Below are 18,564 nucleotides of genomic sequence, written 5' to 3'. Positions count from 1 at the left end.
GTCCTCCCGGTGGGGTCCTGCTGCGAGTGGCAGGGCGTCTGGTTATTTAATACACTTGTTTCCGTGAATATTCCAACCAGCCTCGAGCAGCGACTGTCGACCCCCGGCCTCGGTCCACGCCCGGCATCGGCGACGGCCGCCGCGGGGGCGGCCCCGAGCCGGGCTGCCGCAGCGGTGCTCGACCAGCTGGCCTGCCTCGCCGGGCCGGTCACGGCGGCCGCGTTGGCGGAGAGCAGCGGGCAGCACACCAACACGGTGCGTGAGCACCTCGACGCCCTCGTCGAGGCCGGACTGGCGACGCGCGAGCGGGCGGAGTCCTCCGGCCGCGGACGGCCGGCCTGGCTGTACGCCGCGACCGAGGTGCAGCAGCCCGTGGTGCGCGAGTACGCCGGTCTCGCAACGGCCCTCGCGATGCAGCTCGCCCGGACCAGCGCCCACCCGCGCGACGACGCCGTCGAGGCCGGCCGGGCCTGGGGCGAGCAGCTGGCGTCCGAGCGAGTGGCGCCGTCCTCCCCTGCCGGCGCCCGGCGCGAGGTGGTCGACCTCCTCACCGGGCTGGGCTTCGACCCCACCGCCGACAGCCGCGTCCAGACCGTGCGGCTGCGCCAGTGCCCACTGATCGCCGCCGCCCGGGAGGAGCCGGAGGTCGTCTGCTCGGTGCACCTCGGCATCGTGCGCGGCGCTCTCGAGTCGTGGCACACCCGCAGCGACGAGACGTCCCTCGTGCCGTTCGCCGAGCCGGGCGCCTGCCTCCTCCACCTCACCGGGGCGACGGCCCGGACCGGCGGCGACCAGCCGTGAGCTGGCGTCGGCTGCCGTTCCTCCTCCCCGCGGGCCTGGCCCTGCTGCTGGGGGTCGACGCCGGCCTGCGGCTGCTCGGCGCCCCCGCCCTGCCGCTCTCGCAGCGGCTCCCCGTCGTGCACGGACCGCTGCTCGTGCTGGGTTTCGTCGGCACCCTGGTCGCGCTGGAGCGCGCCGTCGCCCTGCGACGACCCGCGGGGTATGCCGCCCCGGCCCTCCTCGGGGTCGGTGGCCTCCTGCTCGTGGCGCCCCTGCCGCTGCGCGCAGGCCAGTCGCTGTTGACCGCCGGCGCTGCCGCACTGGCCATGGTCTACGTGGCGCTCTGGCGCCGTCAGCGCGACGACGCTGTGCTCATCCAGGCGCTGGGCGCGGTGCTGGCCACGGGTGGCGCCCTCCTGTGGCTCGGCTCCGTCCCGGTGCCCCGGCTGCTGCCCTGGCTGGCGGGCTTCGTCGTCCTCACCATCGCCGGAGAGCGGCTCGAGCTGGCGCGCCTGCAGATCCTCAGCTCAGGCAGCGCGGCCGCGCTGGTGCTGACCGCCGCAGCAGTCACGGTGTCCGCGGTCGCCTCACTGCTGTGGCCGACGGCCGGGTTCCCCCTGCTCGGCGCGTCCCTCCTCATCCTCGTCGGCTGGCTGGCCGTGCACGACGTGGCCCGCCGCACGGTGCGCGCCAGGGGCCTGCCGCGCTTCATCGCCGTCTGCCTGCTGGCGGGCTACGCGTGGCTCGCGGTGGCCGGCGGCACCTGGCTGCTTGCCGGGCCGGTGCTCGACGGACCGGCCTACGACGCGGCCGTGCACGGCGTCTTCCTCGGCTTCACGCTGTCGATGATCATGGCCCACGCGCCGGTCATCCTCCCGGCGGTCCTGCGGGTCCGGCTCCCCTACCGGGCCTCCATGTACGCCCCCGCGCTGCTGCTCCAGGCCTCGCTCGTCGTGCGCGCGCTTGTCGGTGATGCCTGGGGCGTCGAGGTGGCGCGCCGGGCCGGTGGCATCGGCAACGCGGCCGCCGTCCTGCTCTTCCTCGGGGTGATGGTGTGGTCGGCATCATCGCGCCGCGAGCCAGGCCCACGACGCCCGACGTCCGGCACACCCGACACCGCTCCCCCGCCCCAGGTTCCTGCCTCTCACGGGACGCTCACGGTGGGAGCGGCCCGATGACCGCAGGGCCCGGGCGCTCGGGTCCGCGCCTGCGCTGGCACCTGGCCGCCAACAGCGGCGTCATCGCCTGGCTGGTGGGCCTGCTCGGCGTCTCGCTCGCCCACCCGTTCGTGCCCGAGTCCCGCTGGCTGCTGGTGCACCTGCTGCTGCTGGGCGCGGTGACCAACGCCGTGTTCGTCTGGAGCGCCCACTTCGCCGACGCCCTCCTGAAGAACCCTTCCCCCTCACGGCGCGGGCAGGTCGTGCGGCTGGTGGTCCTCAACGCCGGGGTGCTCGCTGTCGTCGCCGGGATCGTCACCGGCACCTGGACGCTCACGCTGGCCGGAGCAGTGGGCGTGGGGGGCGCGGCTGCCGCCCACGGTGTCGCCATCGCCCTGCAGGGCCACCGGGCGCTGCCGTCCCGCTTCGGCGCCTCGGTGCGCTACTACGTCGCGGCGTCGGCGTGCCTGCCCGTGGGGGCCGCGCTCGGCACGCTGCTGGCGCGGCACCTCGGCGAGCTGCTCCACGGCCGGCTCGTGCTCGCCCACGTGGCCGTCAACGTCCTCGGCTGGCTCGGGCTCACGGTGCTCGGCACGCTCCTGACCCTGTGGCCCACCATCCTGCGCACGCGGATCGCCGAGGGTGCCGAGCGCCAGTCGCGCCAGGCCCTCCCCGTCCTCGTCGTGTCCCTCGTGCTCGTCATCGCCGCCGCCCTCGCCGGCGTCCGCGTCGTCACCGGTGTGGCCCTCCTCGGTTACCTCGCCGCCGCCCTGTGGTCGCTGCGGCCGATGCTCAGCGCCGCACGCGCCAAACCACCACAGACGTATGCCGCGTGGTCGGTGCTCGCGGCGGTGGCGTGGCTCGCGGTGTCACTCGCCTGGCTGGCGGGGCTGGTGCTCCTGGCGCCGGACTGGGCCGCGGCGGGCGAGGCGACCCACCGCGTGGCCGTCCCGCTGGCCGCCGGGTTCGCCGCCCAGGTGCTCCTCGGTGCCCTGACCTACCTGCTGCCGGTCGTGCGCGGTGGGGGGCCGTCGGTCGTGCGGGCCACCACCGACGTGCTCGAGCGTGGGGCTGCTCTGCGGGTCGTGGTCGCGAACGCCGGTCTCGTGCTGCTCCTGCTGCCGGCACCGAGTGTCGTGCGGGTGCTGGTCTCCGCCCTGGTGCTGGCGGCCTACGCCTCCTTCCTCGTCCTCCTGCCGTTGGCGCTCAGAACTGCCCGACGCAGTGAAAGCACCGCCGCGCCGACCCGGGCACGGCACCAGCCCGAGCCACTCGCGGAGGTGCGCACGCGGCATACCGGATGGGCCATGGCCGGTCTCTCGGCCGTGGTGCTGGCGGTCGCGCTCGGGGCCGCGGTCGACCCGACCGCGCTCGGGACCGCCTCGGCCGCCTCGGCTGGTGTCGCCGCCACCGGTCACACGACGTCGGTGCGCGTCGAGGCGCGCGACATGCGGTTCCACCCCGACTCCGTCGACGTGCCCGCCGGGAACCGGCTCGTCATCGAGGTGGTCAACCGCGACAGCGACGTACACGACCTGGCGCTGGAGACCGGCCAGAGCACGGGGCGCCTCTCCACCGGGCAGACCGGACGGGTGCAGGTCGACGTCGTGGGCCGCGACCTCGACGGGTGGTGCACGATCGTCGGGCACCGGCAGATGGGAATGGTGTTCTCCGTCAACGTGGTTGACGTGCCGGCCGCGGCGTCGCCCAAGTCAGGAAACGCGCACCACAGCCCGAGGCAGGGCGGCACGATGCAGGGCGGCACGACGCAGGGCGGCACGATGCCGCACGACTCCGCTGCGAGAGGTGCGGCGGTGCGGCCGGACTTCCTGGCCAAGCCCCCTGCAGGGTTCACCGCCCGCGACGCTCGGCTCGCCCCGGCGCCTGGTTCGCGGGTGCACCGTGTCTCGCTCGTCGCGCAGGAGGTGGAGCGCGAGGTGGCCGTGGGTGTACGGCAACGGCTGTGGACCTTCAACGGCACGGCCCCCGGCCCGGTGCTGCACGGACGTGTCGGCGACCGGTTCGAGGTGACGCTGCGCAACGACGCCGGCATGGGCCACTCCATCGACTTCCACGCGGGCGCCCTGGCACCCGACGCCCCGATGCGCACCATCGCGCCGGGTGGGTCGCTGACGTTCTCGTTCACCGCGCAGCGTGCCGGCATCTGGATGTACCACTGCAGCTCCATGCCGATGTCGTTGCACATCGCCAACGGCATGTTCGGCGCGGTCGTCATCGACCCGCCGAGGCTGCCGCGGGTCGACCGCGAGTACCTGCTGGTGCAGTCCGAGCTCTACCTCGGCGCGCAGGGTGGGACCGCCGACCCGGCGAAGGTGGCGGCCGAGCGACCGGATGCCACGGTGTTCAACGGTTTCGCCAACCAGTACGACCACGACCAGCTGAAGGCTCGGGCCGGCGAGCGGGTGCGCGTCTGGGTGCTGGACGCCGGGCCGAACCGGCCGAGCTCGTTCCACGTAGTCGGCTCCCAGTTCGACACCGTGTTCCTGGAGGGCAGCTACCTGACTCGCCGTGGCTCGGCGGGTACGGTCGGGGGCGCCCAGGCCCTGGCGCTGCAGCCGGCGCAGGGTGGGTTCGTGGAGCTGAGTTTCCCGGAAGCGGGCGACTACCCGTTCGTTTCGCACATCATGGTGGATGCGGAGCGCGGTGCGCACGGCGTCTTCCGGATCACCCGATAGGAGTCCCATGGCAGACCTGCAGTGCCCGGCACGGATCGTGCTGGCCCGTCACGGTGCCGCGTCGACGCCGGACGGAGAGAGCCCACGCACGCTGACGAAACGCGGTGTGGCGCAGGCGGAGGCGCTGGCCGCCGTCGCGGCCAGCCTGCGGGTTGCGGCCGTGTGGTCGAGCACCATGCTGCGGGCCCGGCAGACCGCCGACATCGTGGCCGACCGGCTCGAGCTCGAGGTCGTGCCGGACGACCGTCTGCGGGAGCTCATCAACGACGAGCGGTGGACCCCGCCGCTGCGGCAGGAGGACGAGCCTGGTGACGTCTACGCCGCCTGGCTCGACGGCGACCTCGACGGCACGATCTTCGGCGAGACCGGCCACGACGTCGTCGGGCGGCTGCAGCGCGTCGTCGAGGAGGTCGCTGACCGGTTCCGCGGTGAGGCGGTGCTGCTCGTATCGCACGGCGGGATCATCGAGCTCGGGCTGGCCCACTTGGCGCGCAACGTGAACGCGGCGTTCGTCGACTCCCACCCGTTGGACAACGGTGAGGCCGTGGAGGTCGAGGTCGACTCCTCGGGATGGGTCTGCACGAGCTGGGCCGGTGAGCCGATGGGCGCCAGCCTGCAGGCATGAGGCCCGCACCGGACTGACCCGCTCATGACCGGGGGCCGGGTCGCCACTGCGACCCGGCCCCGCGGCACGCCCCTGCGGTTCCCCCGCCAGGCGGTTCTTGGTGTCAGGCGCTCTTGGCGGCCGTGAAGCCCTGCTCGAGGTCGGCGATGATGTCGTCGATGTGCTCGATGCCGACGGCGAGGCGAACCAGGCCCGGCGTCACGCCGGCCGCGAGTCGGTCCTCGTCCGGGCCCTGCGAGTGGGTGGTCGACGCCGGGTGGATGGCCAGCGAGCGAACGTCACCCAGGTTGGCGACGTGGCTGTGCAGGGTCAGCGCCTCGACGAAGCGCCTGCCCGCCTCCACGCCACCGTGGATCTCGAAGGCCAGCACCGCACCGGCTCCCTTGGGCGCGTACTTCTGCGCCTTGGCGTAGCTCTCGTGCTCGGGCAGCGACGCCCAGACGACCCGCTCGACCTGGTCCTTGGACTGGAGGTACTCCGCGACCTTGCGGGTGTTCTCGAGGTGGCGCTCGACCCGCAGGCTGAGCGTCTCGATGCCCTGAGCGATGAGGAACGCGTTGAACGGCGAGATCGCCGGGCCGAGGTCGCGCAGCAGCTGCACGCGCGCCTTGAGGATGAAGGCGAGGTTGGCGCCGAGGGGGCTGCCCACGCCGAGGTCCCGCGCGAAGACGAGCCCGTGGTAGCTCTCGTCCGGGGTGTTGTAGTTGGGGAACTTCTCCGGGTCCTTGGCGAAGTCGAAGGTGCCGCCGTCGACGATGACGCCGGCGATCGAGGTGCCGTGTCCGCCAAGGTATTTCGTCGCCGAGTGCACGACGATGTCGGCGCCCCACTCGAGCGGGCGGATCACGTACGGCGTGGCGATCGTGTTGTCGACGACGAGCGGCACACCGTTGTCGTGCGCGACCTCGGCGACGGCAGCGATGTCGAGCACCTCGGACTTGGGGTTCGAGATCGTCTCGGCGAAGAAGAGCTTGGTGTTGGGCTGCACCGCCGCCTTCCACGATTCGATGTCGTTGGGGTCCTCGACGAAGGTCACCTGAAGGCCGAACTTGGGCAGCGTGTGCTTGAGCAGGTTGAAGGTGCCGCCGTAGAGGCTGGGGCTGGCAACGACGTGGTCACCCGCCTCGGCGATGTTGAGGATCGCGAGGGTCTCGGCGGCCTGGCCCGACGCGACGAGCAGTGCGCCGACGCCGCCCTCGAGGGAGGCGACGCGCTGCTCGACGGCGTCCTGCGTCGGGTTCATGATGCGCGTGTAGATGTTGCCGAACTCCTTGAGCGCGAACAGGTTCGCGGCGTGCTCGGTGTCCTTGAACACGTAGGAGGTCGTCTGGTAGATCGGCAGCGCGCGGGCGCCGGTCGCGGCGTCCGGCTCCTGGCCGACGTGGATCTGCCGCGTCTCGAAGGACCAGTTCGGGGTGTCGCTCATCAGGGGTGCCTTTCGCATCAGTTCATGTGTCAGTCGTATGCCGTGTGCACGAGTCGGGCTTGCGCCCAGGACGCCCGTGGGCACCTCGGTCGTCGAACGTGCCGGAGTGCCCGAAGGGCGTCACCGACGGCGGTGATGAGCACCGTCGGTGACGGTGCGGGACACGTGATGAGGTCTCCCGCGCTTGCGCTCGGCTGTCGCCTCACGCCAGGTCTTCACCCGGGGCACCCCACCGCGGTTGGAGGGTTGCCGGTCAGCGAGCCGGGGCTTCGCGCTGACACTCATGACCTGCCGTGATGATAGGCATAACGCGACCTGAAGGTGGAGCGCCGTCTCTCATCTCGGACGGGTAACGAGGTCTTCCGAGTCGGGTAAAGGCGGTGGCGCCGGCGCCGGACCTGACGCAGACTGCCCCGTGGGGACACCACAGGGGAACGCAGAAGGGCCCGGTCCGGCGGGCCGGGCCCCTCTGCACTGTGGTCCTACTCGTCAGGCCCGATCCTCTTCCCCGCCCGCCCTCCCCCGCACCCCAGACGGCACCTCCGCTCGAGGAACCTGGCGTGACTTCGCGCCGGCGTCTTCGTTGGTCCTTGTAGCAACGCAGCGGGGATTGGTGGGGCCCGCCTGTGGACAAGCCAAATGGTCCAAAAGCGGCAAACCTCTACACTCGGTGCCGAACTGCCGCGACGGGCGACGCCGCCCGGGTCGAGATGGGGAGAGTTTTGACCGGATACGCGAAGGCCGCCATCGCCGCCGCCAGCCTGGCTGCAGCGCTGGCCGTGACGAGCTGCAGCGACGGAGCCGATGCTGAGCCGACCCCCACCTCGGCGGGGTCCACGAGCACTTCGTCCTCCAGCTCGAGCACGAGCCCCACGTCGAGCTCCGGCAGTGCCACGTCGTCGTCCACGGCGACGGTGAACGTGCCGGCTGCTGCCCGAGCCCACACCGAAGAAGGCGCCCAGGCGTTCGCTGAGTTCTACTACGCAGTACTCAGCGATTCACAATTCCGTGCCGACTCGAGCCAGTTGCGGGACCTTGCAACCCCCGAGTGCGTCTCTTGCCAGGCGTTCGCTCAGAAGGCCGATGCCATGAAGGAGCGGGGCCAACACGTCAACTGGCGATCGTTGAAGGTCAAACAGAGCCAGGTGACGCCTGCAAAGGTCAAGGACGGATACGTCGTGGACGTTCTTGCCGAAGACCGGCCCTCCAAAGTGATTGCCAAGGACGGCACCGTCGTCTCCACCAGCAAGGGATCGAAGCTCGCCTTCAGGACTTCTGTCGTGTGGCGTACTGACGGGTGGAAGGTGAGCGACTCGAAATTGGTGACGGGTTGATGGTCCGCGTCGGCGCCACAGTTGCGGCCATGCTCTTGGCTGCCTTGTGTTCAGATGCGGGCGCAAGCGCCGCAACCAAGCCGGGCCCAAGTGGCAAAGCCGACAACTACTACATCAACACATACGTAGAGACGCGGCAGGAGACCGCCACATCGAAGCCCGACCCGCCTGCAAAGGCATCCGATCCGGTGAAGAACGCTGCACAGGTGAAAGATTCGAAACCACGCTTCGAATACCGACTTGTTCTCGCGTGCGGCGCGAATCGTGCTCGCAGCGTCGAAGGCAGTGAGGACGTAACAAACTGCTCTTACGCCCTGACCGCCTGCCGGTATCGGACACCACCGTCGGACAACCCGCTCTACTACGTCTGGCGTCGCGCAACGGAACCGGCCGATTCTCCGTGGCAGCTAGTAGGAGACTCCTGCGGCACCGAGACCGCACCCTCGGAGGCACCGGCACCGCCGCCGGTTCCGACCATGGGGCAGATCCAGGAAGCGTTCCGGCGACTGCCGTTCTCCAAGCCCACCGTCAAGATCGAGCCCAAGGGCAACGTCACCCTCGTCAACCTGCCCACCTACTACGAGGCGACCTGGCCCCGCGACAACGGACTCGAGCCCGGCGAGGTCAGCGCCCCCGTCAAGCTCCTGTCGTGGTCGGTCGAGTTCAAGGTCGACTCCCACTCCTACACCTTCCACTACGGCGACGGCACCTCCTCCGGCCCCGTCGAGGACGCCGGTGGCGGCTACCCCGACGGCAGCGTCAAGCACACCTACGCCAAGCCGATCGACGCCGCTGCAGTCAGCGTCGACTCCCGCCTCACCGGACAGTTCCGCGTCAACGGCGGCGAGTGGGTCGACATCGACACCATCGCCGACCTCCAGGACGAGCCCGTCACCACGCTCCAGGTCCGCGAGGCCAAGGCCCGGCTCTACACCAACTGACGTCGAGAGCCGGCGCGTTGGCTGGCGCGGCCAAGACGTCACCCGCCCAGGCCCGCAGGCGGCTCAACCTTTGGCCGTGACCTGTCGAACCAGCTGTGCGATCTCGACATCCTCACGCGCCTCGACGACTGCGACGGCGACAGGGCTCTCGGTGTCGTGGACGAGTGCGTCGAGCTCCGGAGACTCGTTGGCTGATGCGGAGATTCGCGCCCCGGTGAACCCGAGCCCCGTCACGGCCCGCTCCCGGACCGACGCCGAGTTCTCCCCCACCCCACCGGTGAACGTGATCGCGTCGACCCCACCGAGCGACGCCACCATCGCGCCCATCTCGCGCACCAACCGGTGCACGTAGACGTCGACCGCAGTTTCGGCAGCCTCATCGCCGGTCCCGGCTCGGGTGAGCACCTCCGACTGGTCCGACGTCCCTGCGAGCGCCTTGATGCCCGAGTCGTGCTCGAGGGCGTCGTTCACCTCGTCGGCGGACAACCCGCCCTCGCGCAGCAGCCACAGCACCATCCCGGGGTCGACCGTCCCCGAACGGGTGGCCATCACCAGGCCCTCCAGCGGCGTGAACCCCATGGTCGTGTCCACGCTCCGCCCGCCGGCCACCGCGCACAACGACGCCCCTGCCCCCAGGTGGCAGGTCACGATGCGCAGGTCCTCCACGGGACGCCCCACGAGCGCGGCGGTGCGCCGGGCGGCATACGCGTGCGAGAGCCCGTGGAAGCCGAACCGGCGCAGGGGCCACCGTTCCCGCCAGGCTGCCGGCACGGCATACGTCGCCGCTGCAGCGGGCATCGTGCCGTGGAAGGCGGTGTCGAAGCACGCCACCGATGGCACGTCACCGAACGCCTTGCGCGTCGCGTCGATGCCCGCGAGCGCACGCGGCTGGTGCAGCGGGGCGAGCGACGTCAGCGCCTCGATCTGCCCACGCACCGCGTCGTCGACCACCACCGGCTCGGTCATCTCGGCGCCGTGGACCACCCGGTGCCCCACGGCGTCGAAGGACCAGCCGCCGGCCACCTCGTGGAGCACGGAGGCGTCGCCGTCGTCCCAGTGGTCGATCTCGTGCTTCTCGACCACGGCGTCGTCTCGGTCGAGCACACTCAGCTTCAGGCTGGACGACCCGGCATTGACGACCAGGACACGTTCGGCCGACCCCCGACCGGTCATGACTCCGGCCACGTCCAGTCGCGCACCTCCGGCATGTCCTCGCCGTGCTCGCGCACGTACCGGTGGTGGACGGCCCGCTTGTCGACCATCTGCTGGCGCACCACCGCGGCCTTGGTCGCCAGTCCGGGCACCCGGTCGATGACGTCCATGACCAGCTTGTAGCGGTCCATGTCGTTCATGACGACCATGTCAAAGGGCGTCGTCGTGGTGCCCTCCTCCTTGTAGCCGCGCGCGTGCACGTTGTCGTGGTTGGTCCGCCGGTAGGTCAGGCGGTGGATGAGCCACGGGTACCCGTGGTAGGCGAAGATGATGGGCTTGTCGGGGGTGAAGATCGCGTCGAACTCGGCGTCCGGCAGCCCGTGCGGGTGCTCGCTCGCCGACTGCAGCTTCATGAGGTCCACGACATTCACCACACGGACCTTCAGGTCAGGCAGGTACTGGCGCAGCAGGTCGGCCGCGGCCAGCACCTCCAGCGTCGGCACGTCTCCGGCGCACCCGAGCACCACGTCGGGATCGCCGTCGTCGTTGCTCGCCCACTCCCACACGCCGAGGCCGCGCGCGCAGTGGGCCGCCGCCTCGTCGACCGTGAGCCAGTTCGGCTGCAACTGCTTGCCGGCCACGACCACGTTGACGTAGTCGCGGCTGCGCAGGCAGTGGTCGGCCACCGAGAGCAGGCAGTTCCCGTCCGGCGGGAGGTAGACCCGGATGACCTCGGCCTTCTTGTTCACCACGTGGTCGATGAACCCGGGGTCCTGGTGCGAGAACCCGTTGTGGTCCTGGCGCCACACGTGCGAGGTGAGCAGGTAGTTGAGCGACGGGATGGAAGCACGCCACTCGATGTTGCGCGTGACCTTGAGCCACTTGGCGTGCTGGTTGAACATCGAGTCGATGATGTGGATGAACGCCTCGTAGCAGCTGAACAGGCCGTGCCGACCGGTCAGCAGGTAGCCCTCGAGCCAGCCCTGGCACAGGTGCTCCGACAGCACCTCCATGACGCGGCCGTCGGGCGCGAGGTGCTCGTCGGTCGGCAGCACCTGTGCGTTCCAGGTCTTGTTGGTCACCTCGAAGACCGCGGCCAGCCGGTTCGATGCGGTCTCGTCCGGCCCGAACAGCCGGAAGTTGTGCATGTTCCGCCGCATGACCTCGGCCACGAAGCCGCCCATGACACGGGTCGCCTCGGCCACGCTTCCACCCGGGCGCGGCACCTCGACCCCGAAGTCGCGGAAGTCCGGCAGGTCGAGGTCGACCATCAGGCGACCGCCGTTGGCGTGCGGGTTCGCGCCCATCCGGCGGTCCCATTTCGGCGCCCACTCCTGCAGCAGCTCGACGGGCCGGCCCTGCTCGTCGAACAGCTCCTCCGGGCGGTAGCTGCGCAGCCACTGCTCGAGCACCGCCGTGTGCTCGACGTTCCCGCGCACCGACGCCAACGGCACCTGGTGGGCGCGCCAGGTGCCCTGCACCTGCACACCATCGACCTTGTCGGGGCCGGTCCAGCCCTTCGGCGTCTTCAGCACGATCATCGGCCACAGCACCTCGGGCTCACCCGGAGACGGTGCCCCTGACTCCGCGCGGGCCTGCGCCTGGATGCCCTTGATCTCGTCGAGCACCCTGTCGAGGGTCGCGGCCATCGCCTGGTGCACCAGTTCGGGCTCGTCGCCCTCCACGAGGTACGGCTTCCACCCGCAGCCCTGGAGCAGCTTCTCGAGCGCCTCGTCCCCGATCCGCGACAGCACCGTGGGATTGGCGATCTTGTAGCCGTTGAGGTGCAGGATCGGCAGCACGGCACCGTCGCGCGACGCGTCGAGGAAACGGGTCGACTGCCATGACGTCGCGAGCGCGCCCGTCTCGGCCTCACCGTCACCGACGACGCACGTCACGACCAGGTCGGGGTTGTCGAAGGCCGCACCGAACGCGTGCGCCAGCGAGTAGCCGAGCTCACCGCCCTCGTGGATCGACCCCGGCAGCTCGGGTGCCACGTGGCTCGGGATTCCGCCGGGGAAGGAGAACTGCCGGAACAGCCGCTGCATCCCGCCTGCGTCCCGTCGGATCGAGGGGTAGGCGTCGCTGTAGCTGCCCTCCAGCCAGGCGTTCGACGCGATGGCCGGGCCGCCGTGCCCCGGGCCGATGATGTAGATCATGTCGAGGTCGCGCTCGCGAATCACCCGGTTGCAGTGCGCGTAGATGAGGTTCAGACCGGGGGTGGTGCCCCAGTGCCCCAGCAGCCGCGGCTTGATGTGCTCGGCCGCGAGCGGCTCCTTGAGCAGCGGGTTGTCCATCAGGTAGATCTGCCCCACGGACAGGTAGTTGGTCGCGCGGAAGTACGCGTCGACCCCCGCCAGCGCCTGCTCGTCGAGGACCTGCCCGTGCTCGCCTGCCGTCACCCTGCGCATCCAACACTCCTCACACCCCGGGCACCGCGCGAGCACGCGATGCCGTATGCCGTGCAGGGACCACCCTGTCAGTGCTTGCCGCTGGTGACCACAGGACTTCCGACCCGTCCACATTCGTTCCCCTCCGCTTCTCCGAGCATGCCGCTTCCTGTCGAGACATCTGGTCGCCCGATGCAGCACGCGCCATAGTGAGCGGTACCGCGTGACAGGCAAGGAGGACCGGTGATCCCACGGACCCAGTACGCGCCCACCGCCACCGGTGACCTCGCGTACAAGGTGTGCGGCCAGGGGCCCAGGGACCTGGTGTTCTCCCCTGCCTTCGCCTCCAACCTGGACGTCTTCTGGGAGCACCCGGAGCACGCGCTCCTGTTGGAACGCCTGTCCTCACTCGGCCGCCTGATCACCTTCGACAAGCGGGGCAGCGGGTTGTCCGAGCGCAGCACCGAGAGCCTCTCGCTCGAGCAGGCGAGCGACGACATCGTGGCGGTCATGGACGCTGCGGGCAGCGAGCGGGCCGTCCTCATCGGCTGGCTGGACGCCGGAGCTGCCGCGCTCGCCACCGCGGCTCGTCACCCCGACCGTGTCGAGATGGTGGTGGCCGGCGAGGTCACCGCGACGGGGCAGCCGGGTGAGGACGGCGTGACGGGCTGGTCACGACCGGATGTATCCGCCACCACCGAGGTGCTGGCCGCCGGCGGGTGGGGACAGGCGGTCATGCTGCAGCGTCTCGCACCGGAGCTCGCCGCCAACCCGCGTGTGCTCGACTGGTGGAGCCGCTACGAGTCGGCTTCGGCGACCCCTACCGCCGCCGTCCGTCTGCTCGAGGCCTACACCCGGGTGGACCTGCGACCGCACCTCGCACACGTTCGGGCCCCAGTGCTCCTGCTGCACGACAGCGACTTCCCGCTCGTGACCCAGGAGTCCATCGAGTGGCTCGCGAGCCAGCTCGCCAACGCGACCCTGAAGATCGTCCACGCCCGTCTGCCGCTGACCAGCATCGTGCCGACCGACGAGGTGATCGACGAGACCGAGGAACACCTCACCGGCACGCGAAACCTCAGCAGTGCCGCGACACAGGTCGCCGCCCTCCTCTTCACCGACGTGGTGGGCTCGACCCAGGAGCTGGCCCGGACGGGCGACGTCAGCTGGGGGCACCTGCTGTCGGCACACCGTGCAGCGGTCCGCCGGTCGATCGACCGCTTCGGCGGCCACGAGGTCGACACCACGGGCGACGGGTTCCTCGCCACCTTCCCGGTGCCGTCCGCGGCCTTGCGGTGCGGCTCGGAGATCGTCACCGACGCACCGGCATACGGCCTTCAGGTCCGGGCAGGAGTGCACGCCGGGGAGATCCTGGTCCGCGACGACGACGTCATGGGGGTGACCGTCCACATCGCGGCTCGCGTGGCATCCTCGGCCGGCCCCGGTGACGTGCTGGTCACCGACACGGTGCGCACCATGCTCGCCGGCGCCGGTCTGCGGTTCACCGAGTGCGGTGAGCACCAGCTCAAGGGCGTCCCGGGGGTGTGGCGGCTGTTCCGGCTCCAGACCCCGGTCCGCTAGTGGCACCAGGACCCGTCGAGCGGCTGCATCCAGCCCCTGTTTTGATGGTGACATGACGATCCAGGGTGAGTACGTCCCGAGCCCGCGCGCGTGGGTCCGCGAGCAGGTCGAGGCCATCGAGGAGTCGGGCACCACGCGGGCGGTGCAGATCATGGACCGCCCGGTCGTGCTCCTCACCCTGCACGGCCTCTCCGGCAAGGTGCGCAAGGTGCCGCTCATGCGCGTGGAGCACCACGGCGTGTATGCCGCCGTGGCCAGCCAGGGCGGCGCCCCCGAGCACCCGAAGTGGTACGCGAACCTGCGCAAGAACCCGGTGATCGACCTCCAGGACGACACCAGCACCTGGACGGCGAGAGCGCGGGAGATCGACGGCGCCGAGCGCGAGGAGTGGTGGGAGCGCTGCGTCGAGGCGTTCCCGCCCTACGCGGAGTACCAGGAGAAGACCGACCGGGTGATCCCCGTGCTCCTGCTCGAGCCCCACGACGAGAGCTCCGATGAGGACTGACCACCGGGACTGACCCGCAAGGGCGGAGGGCTGCGCGATGAGTTCGCCGTCCAGGAACGGTCTTGACGGCATGGACATCGAGTTCACTGCCACCCTGGAGAAGAGTTCGGCCACCGGCGGCTGGACCTATGTGGTCTGGCCCGAGTCGGCCAGCTACTTCGGCACCCGCGGCCTGGTCAGGGTCCGCGGCACGGTCGACGGCCAGCCGTTCGAGAGCTCCTTCATGGCCCTCGGCGACGGCAACCACAAGCTGCCCGTCAAGACGGCGGTGCGCCGTGCCATCGGCAAGGAGGCCGGTGACACCGTGACGGTCCGGCTGCTCGAGCGGATCGAGCGAGCCCGGTCCGCCTAGGCACCAGGGGCACGGCGGCCGCACCATGGTCGGCATGGCGTCCACGCCGCCCACCGAGGGGCTCGAGAGGGTCTTCGCCGACGAGTTCGACCGGCCGGACCTCGATCGCGGGGTCTGGCTGCCGCACTACCTGCCGGCATGGAGCTCCCTCGCGGCATCCGCCGCGACCTACGAGGTGCGCGACTCCTGCCTCGTCCTGACCATCCCACCGCAGCAGGGGCTGTGGTGCGGCCCCGACCACCGTCCCCCGCTCCGGGTCTCGGGCGTGCAGTCCGGCAACGCGTCCGGACCCGTGGGCAGCACCTCCGGTCAACAGCCCTACCGAACCGGCCTGACGGTCCGGGAGCAGCAGGCGCCGTTCTGGGGTTGGACGCCCAGGGGTGGGCTGCTCGAGGTCCGCCTGCGCGGCGAGGTGACGCCCCGATCGATGGTCTCCTTCTGGCTGGTGGGTCTGGAGCAGGTGCCGGAGCAGTCGGCGGAGATCTGCGTGGTCGAGGTGTTCGGCAACGCCGTCCGACCCGACGGCTCGACCGCCGTCGGCACCGGCCTGCATTCCTTCCGCGACCCGCAGGTGCGGGAGGACTTCGCCGCGGTGCGCCTGCCGCTCGACGTCGCCGAGTTCCACACCTACGCCGTCGACTGGCTGCCCGACCGGGTCGACTTCCTCGTTGACGGCACGCTGGTGCGCACCTGCCAGGGACCGCCGACCTACCCGATGCAGGCGATGGTGGCCGTCTTCGACTTTCCCGACTGGTCCACCGGTGACGACGAGGAGGTCGTGCCCCTGCTCGCCGTCGACTGGGTCCGCTGCTACCGGCGCTGAGCGGTGGTGCGGGTGCGGCGCAGCCAGAGCAGACCGAGCACCGGCAGCACGAGCGGCACGTAGCCGTAGCCGGACCCGAAGTGCGACCACACCGTCTTGTCGGGGAAGGCCTCGGGCACCAAGTAGGAGACGAGACCGATGACGAGCACCCCGACCAGCTCGATGAGGATCGCCGCCAGCGCCACGCGCCACGACGTGCGGCTCCCCCGCGCCAGCGCGACGGTGGCCACGATGTAGATCACCGCCGCCAGCGCGGAGAGCAGGTAGGCCACCGGGGCCCGCGAGAAGTACTCGGTGATCTGGAGGACCGACCGTCCGGTCGCAGCCAGCGCCATCACGGCATACACCGCCACCAGCACCACGCCCGGTCCCGACCGGGTGCTCACCCGTTCCTCAGACATGAAGGTCCCAGATCTGCTGCAGGCGGCCGGTCATGATCGCCACCGCGAACGCGCCGGCCGCGACGACGCCCATCGCCCAGCGGGTCTTCTCCTTGATCGCGAGGAACGCGACCGCCGGCGGGACGAAGGGCAGGGTCAGCCCGTATGCCGCGTACGTCGCCTTCTCGGCGCCGCCCCCGCCGACGTCCCCGACGCTGACCAGCACCACGACCGCCTGCACCAGCAGGCCGACCTCGAGCAGCCCGGCGACGAGCAGTACCCGGTCGTCGATGAGCCGGTCACGCCACGCGTACCAGCCTGCCATCGCGGCGAGGACGGCCGACGCGGCGTAGAGGGCCACGGTCAGGGGGAACAGCACGTCGGAAAGGGTATCGGGACGCTCTGCGAAGCAGCCTCTCGGCCATGCGCACGGCGGCCCTCGAGCTCGCGGACGCCGTGGAATGGGCCTCCTAGGGCTGGGCCTGCTGGGACTGGGCCTCCTGGGACTGGGCCTCGTCCAGGGTGTCGCGCAGCGCGTCGAGCAGGATGTCGATCTCCTCCTCGGTGGCGACGAGCGGCGGCGCCAGGCGGATCGTCGACCCGTGCGTGTCCTTGGCCAGCACACCGCGCTCGAGCAGGCCCTCGCACAGCTCACGCCCGCTCAGCAGGCCCGGGTCGAGGTCGACCCCGGCCCACAGTCCCCGCACCCGGATGCCGACGACGCCTTGTCCGACCATGGTGCGCAGACCGGCCTCGAGCCGGGCCCCGAGCACCTGTGCCCGCTGCTGGTACTCCCCCTCCTCCAGCATCGCGATCACCTCCCTGCCGACGGCCGCCGCCAGCGGGTTGCCGCCGAAGGTCGATCCGTGGCTGCCTGGGGTGATGACGCCGAGGATGTCGGCGTCGGCCGCGATGGCCGACACCGGGTAGAGGCCGCCCCCGAGGGCCTTGCCGAGGATGTAGATGTCGGGGGTGACGCCCTCGCGGTCGCAGGCGAACGTGGTGCCCGCGCGTCCGAGCCCGGACTGCACTTCGTCGGCCACCATGAGGATGTCGCGCTCACGGCACAGCGCCCGCAGGTCGCGCAGGAACCCGTCCGGCGGCAGGATGACCCCGCCCTCCCCCTGCACCGGCTCGAACAGCACCGCGACGGTGGTCTCGTCGACCGCGTTGGCGATGGCGTCGACGTCGCCGTACTTCACCCGCGGGAAGCCCGGCGTGAACGGCCCGTAGTCAGCGGTCGCGACGTGGTCGGTCGAGAAGCTGACGATGGTGGTGGTGCGGCCGTGGAAGTTGCCGTCCATCGTGATGATGCTGGCGCGGCCGGCCGGCACCCCCTTGACCTGGTAGCCCCAGCGCCGGCTCACCTTGATCGCCGTCTCGACGGCTTCGGCGCCGGTGTTCATGGGGAGCACCATGTCCTTGCCGGTCAGCGCTGCGAGGTCACGCGCGAAGGGGCCGAACTCGTCGTTGTAGAACGCCCGGCTGGTCAGGGTGAGCTTCTGCAGCTGCTCGGTGGCGCGGGCGACGAGGCGCGGGTGGCAGTGGCCGAAGTTGAGCGCCGAGTAGCCGGCCAGGCAGTCGAGGTACCGCCGTCCCTCGACGTCGGTGACCCAGCAGCCCTCGCCACTCTCCAGCACCACCGGAAGCGGGTGGTAGTTGTGGGCGGCGTACCGCTCGGTGAGCTCGATGTGCTCGGCCGACGAGTGCGGCACGACTCAGCCCACCGGGCGCTCGAACGTGACCAGCACACCTTCCGTGCCACCGGGACCGACGCGGCCCTTGACCTCGGCCGTGGTGATGGTCCGCAGGTGCCAGCCCTGGGCGGCCCACTCGTTGAGGACCTTCTCCAGCTTGTCCGCCGACATCTTGCCGCCGATGAGGCCCTCGCGAAGCTGCACGACCTTGTACTCGTATCGCATGGCCCGACCGTACCGGCGGGGCTGGGTCGGCGCCCGGGCCTTTCGGACTCTCCGCACCGACCGTGCGCGGCTCCCAGCATGGTTCCACGCACGGTATGCCGCGTGTGCTCCCCGGGGGTGGCCATGACCCTCGGACATGCCGCAGGCCCCGCCGGCAGTGGGCGGGGTGTGGGGCGGGGCCGTCACAGGTGCCAGGTGACCTGGGTGTCGGTGATGGTGCAGGTCAGGTCGCGGTCGTGGACCAGGGTGTGGTGCCGGCCGCAGAGCAGGGCGGTGTTGGCCAGCGACGTGTGGCCGCCCTGCCACCAGGGGGTGCCGTGGTGGGCGTCGCACCACTGCGCGGGCACGGTGCAGCCGGGCCAGGTGCAGCCGCGGTCGCGCAGCCAGGCGGCCAACCGGATGGCGGGTGGGACGAGGCGTTTGCGGCGGCCGACGTCGAGCAGCTCGCTGTTGGTGCCGAGGACGGCGGGGATCAGGTCGGCCTCGCAGGCGAGCCGGCG

General features: G+C 70.9%; 19 protein-coding genes and 1 riboswitch. Of the genes, 10 read left to right on the top strand and 9 right to left on the bottom strand.

Features of this window, described 5'->3' with window-relative positions; genetic code table 11:
* Positions 1 to 63: 63 nt before the first annotated feature.
* Genes BMW78_RS18215 through BMW78_RS18200 form a run of 4 tightly spaced genes read left to right on the top strand, consistent with a single transcriptional unit; the run spans position 64 to position 5,258 of the window.
* Positions 64 to 801: a helix-turn-helix transcriptional regulator gene (locus BMW78_RS18215; RefSeq protein ID WP_218144421.1), complete on the top strand. Its 738-nt coding sequence runs from the start codon at positions 64 to 66 to the stop codon at positions 799 to 801.
* A complete protein-coding gene (locus BMW78_RS18210) occupies positions 798 to 1,958 on the top strand; it encodes a hypothetical protein (RefSeq protein WP_218144420.1) in 1,161 nt (386 codons plus the stop codon). The genes BMW78_RS18215 and BMW78_RS18210 overlap by 4 nt, the downstream gene beginning before the upstream one ends.
* Positions 1,955 to 4,633: a multicopper oxidase domain-containing protein gene (locus tag BMW78_RS18205; protein ID WP_091762656.1), complete on the top strand. Its 2,679-nt coding sequence runs from the start codon at positions 1,955 to 1,957 to the stop codon at positions 4,631 to 4,633. The genes BMW78_RS18210 and BMW78_RS18205 overlap by 4 nt, the downstream gene beginning before the upstream one ends.
* Before the next feature lie 7 nt (positions 4,634 to 4,640).
* Complete coding sequence (locus BMW78_RS18200; RefSeq protein WP_177180465.1) at positions 4,641 to 5,258, top strand: histidine phosphatase family protein; 618 nt, start codon at positions 4,641 to 4,643, stop codon at positions 5,256 to 5,258.
* Positions 5,259 to 5,361: 103 nt separating this feature from the next.
* Here the strand turns inward: BMW78_RS18200 and BMW78_RS18195 are convergent, their stop codons facing one another.
* Positions 5,362 to 6,684 (bottom strand): bifunctional o-acetylhomoserine/o-acetylserine sulfhydrylase, encoded by a 1,323-nt coding sequence (locus tag BMW78_RS18195; protein ID WP_091762652.1) that lies wholly within the window; start codon positions 6,682 to 6,684, stop codon positions 5,362 to 5,364.
* 175 nt (positions 6,685 to 6,859) lie between these two features.
* A riboswitch (SAM riboswitch) is annotated at positions 6,860 to 6,973 on the bottom strand.
* Between the two features lie 372 nt (positions 6,974 to 7,345).
* Entirely contained in the window at positions 7,346 to 7,591 is a 246-nt protein-coding gene (locus BMW78_RS18190) for a hypothetical protein (protein WP_143056329.1), read from the bottom strand.
* A 13-nt stretch (positions 7,592 to 7,604) separates the two neighbouring features.
* Between BMW78_RS18190 and BMW78_RS18185 the strand changes: the two genes are divergently transcribed.
* The gene (locus BMW78_RS18185; protein WP_091762648.1) at positions 7,605 to 8,018 is read left to right on the top strand and encodes a DUF6318 family protein; all 414 of its coding nucleotides are present in this window, start codon (positions 7,605 to 7,607) and stop codon (positions 8,016 to 8,018) included.
* A gap of 476 nt (positions 8,019 to 8,494) precedes the next feature.
* On the top strand, positions 8,495 to 8,959 hold the full coding sequence (locus BMW78_RS20925) for a hypothetical protein (protein ID WP_091762646.1): 465 nt from the start codon (positions 8,495 to 8,497) through the stop codon (positions 8,957 to 8,959).
* Between the two features lie 63 nt (positions 8,960 to 9,022).
* On the opposite strand, the gene BMW78_RS18175 is transcribed toward BMW78_RS20925, so the two are convergent.
* Positions 9,023 to 10,132 carry an acetate/propionate family kinase gene (locus BMW78_RS18175; RefSeq protein WP_091762826.1) on the bottom strand — a complete coding sequence of 370 codons (1,110 nt, stop codon included), beginning with the start codon at positions 10,130 to 10,132 and terminating at the stop codon, positions 9,023 to 9,025.
* Entirely contained in the window at positions 10,129 to 12,522 is a 2,394-nt protein-coding gene (locus BMW78_RS18170; RefSeq protein ID WP_091762644.1) for a phosphoketolase family protein, read from the bottom strand. The genes BMW78_RS18175 and BMW78_RS18170 overlap by 4 nt, the downstream gene beginning before the upstream one ends.
* Positions 12,523 to 12,744: 222 nt before the next feature.
* On the opposite strand from BMW78_RS18170, the gene BMW78_RS18165 reads away from it, so the two are divergent.
* The 4 genes from BMW78_RS18165 to BMW78_RS18150 are packed head-to-tail and all read left to right on the top strand — an operon-like array spanning position 12,745 to position 15,762.
* A complete protein-coding gene (locus BMW78_RS18165; RefSeq protein WP_091762642.1) occupies positions 12,745 to 14,082 on the top strand; it encodes an adenylate/guanylate cyclase domain-containing protein in 1,338 nt (445 codons plus the stop codon).
* 52 nt (positions 14,083 to 14,134) lie between these two features.
* A complete protein-coding gene (locus BMW78_RS18160; protein ID WP_091762641.1) occupies positions 14,135 to 14,587 on the top strand; it encodes a nitroreductase family deazaflavin-dependent oxidoreductase in 453 nt (150 codons plus the stop codon).
* 37 nt (positions 14,588 to 14,624) lie between these two features.
* Entirely contained in the window at positions 14,625 to 14,939 is a 315-nt protein-coding gene (locus BMW78_RS18155; protein WP_245735967.1) for a DUF1905 domain-containing protein, read from the top strand.
* A gap of 34 nt (positions 14,940 to 14,973) precedes the next feature.
* On the top strand, positions 14,974 to 15,762 hold the full coding sequence (locus BMW78_RS18150; protein ID WP_091762824.1) for a glycoside hydrolase family 16 protein: 789 nt from the start codon (positions 14,974 to 14,976) through the stop codon (positions 15,760 to 15,762).
* Here BMW78_RS18150 and BMW78_RS18145 read toward each other — a convergent pair.
* From BMW78_RS18145 to BMW78_RS20920, 5 genes are all read right to left on the bottom strand, one after another.
* The gene (locus BMW78_RS18145; RefSeq protein WP_091762637.1) at positions 15,750 to 16,163 is read right to left on the bottom strand and encodes a hypothetical protein; all 414 of its coding nucleotides are present in this window, start codon (positions 16,161 to 16,163) and stop codon (positions 15,750 to 15,752) included. The genes BMW78_RS18150 and BMW78_RS18145 overlap by 13 nt on opposite strands.
* Positions 16,156 to 16,521, bottom strand: a complete 366-nt coding sequence (locus tag BMW78_RS18140; RefSeq protein ID WP_091762635.1) for a hypothetical protein — start codon at positions 16,519 to 16,521, stop codon at positions 16,156 to 16,158. The genes BMW78_RS18145 and BMW78_RS18140 overlap by 8 nt, the downstream gene beginning before the upstream one ends.
* Positions 16,522 to 16,612: 91 nt before the next feature.
* A complete protein-coding gene (gene rocD / locus BMW78_RS18135; protein WP_091762633.1) occupies positions 16,613 to 17,857 on the bottom strand; it encodes an ornithine--oxo-acid transaminase in 1,245 nt (414 codons plus the stop codon).
* A 3-nt stretch (positions 17,858 to 17,860) separates the two neighbouring features.
* A complete protein-coding gene (locus BMW78_RS18130; RefSeq protein WP_091762631.1) occupies positions 17,861 to 18,064 on the bottom strand; it encodes a DUF4177 domain-containing protein in 204 nt (67 codons plus the stop codon).
* A 182-nt stretch (positions 18,065 to 18,246) separates the two neighbouring features.
* Positions 18,247 to 18,564, bottom strand: a 318-nt coding sequence (locus BMW78_RS20920) for an HNH endonuclease signature motif containing protein (RefSeq protein ID WP_177180464.1), incomplete at its 5' end; no start/stop codon positions are given.

The organism is Pedococcus cremeus, from assembly GCF_900111375.1.
GTDB lineage: Bacteria > Actinomycetota > Actinomycetes > Actinomycetales > Dermatophilaceae > Pedococcus_A > Pedococcus_A cremeus.
The sequence above is the reverse complement of the archived record's forward strand: the minus strand, read 5'-3'. Positions and strand labels throughout refer to the sequence as shown.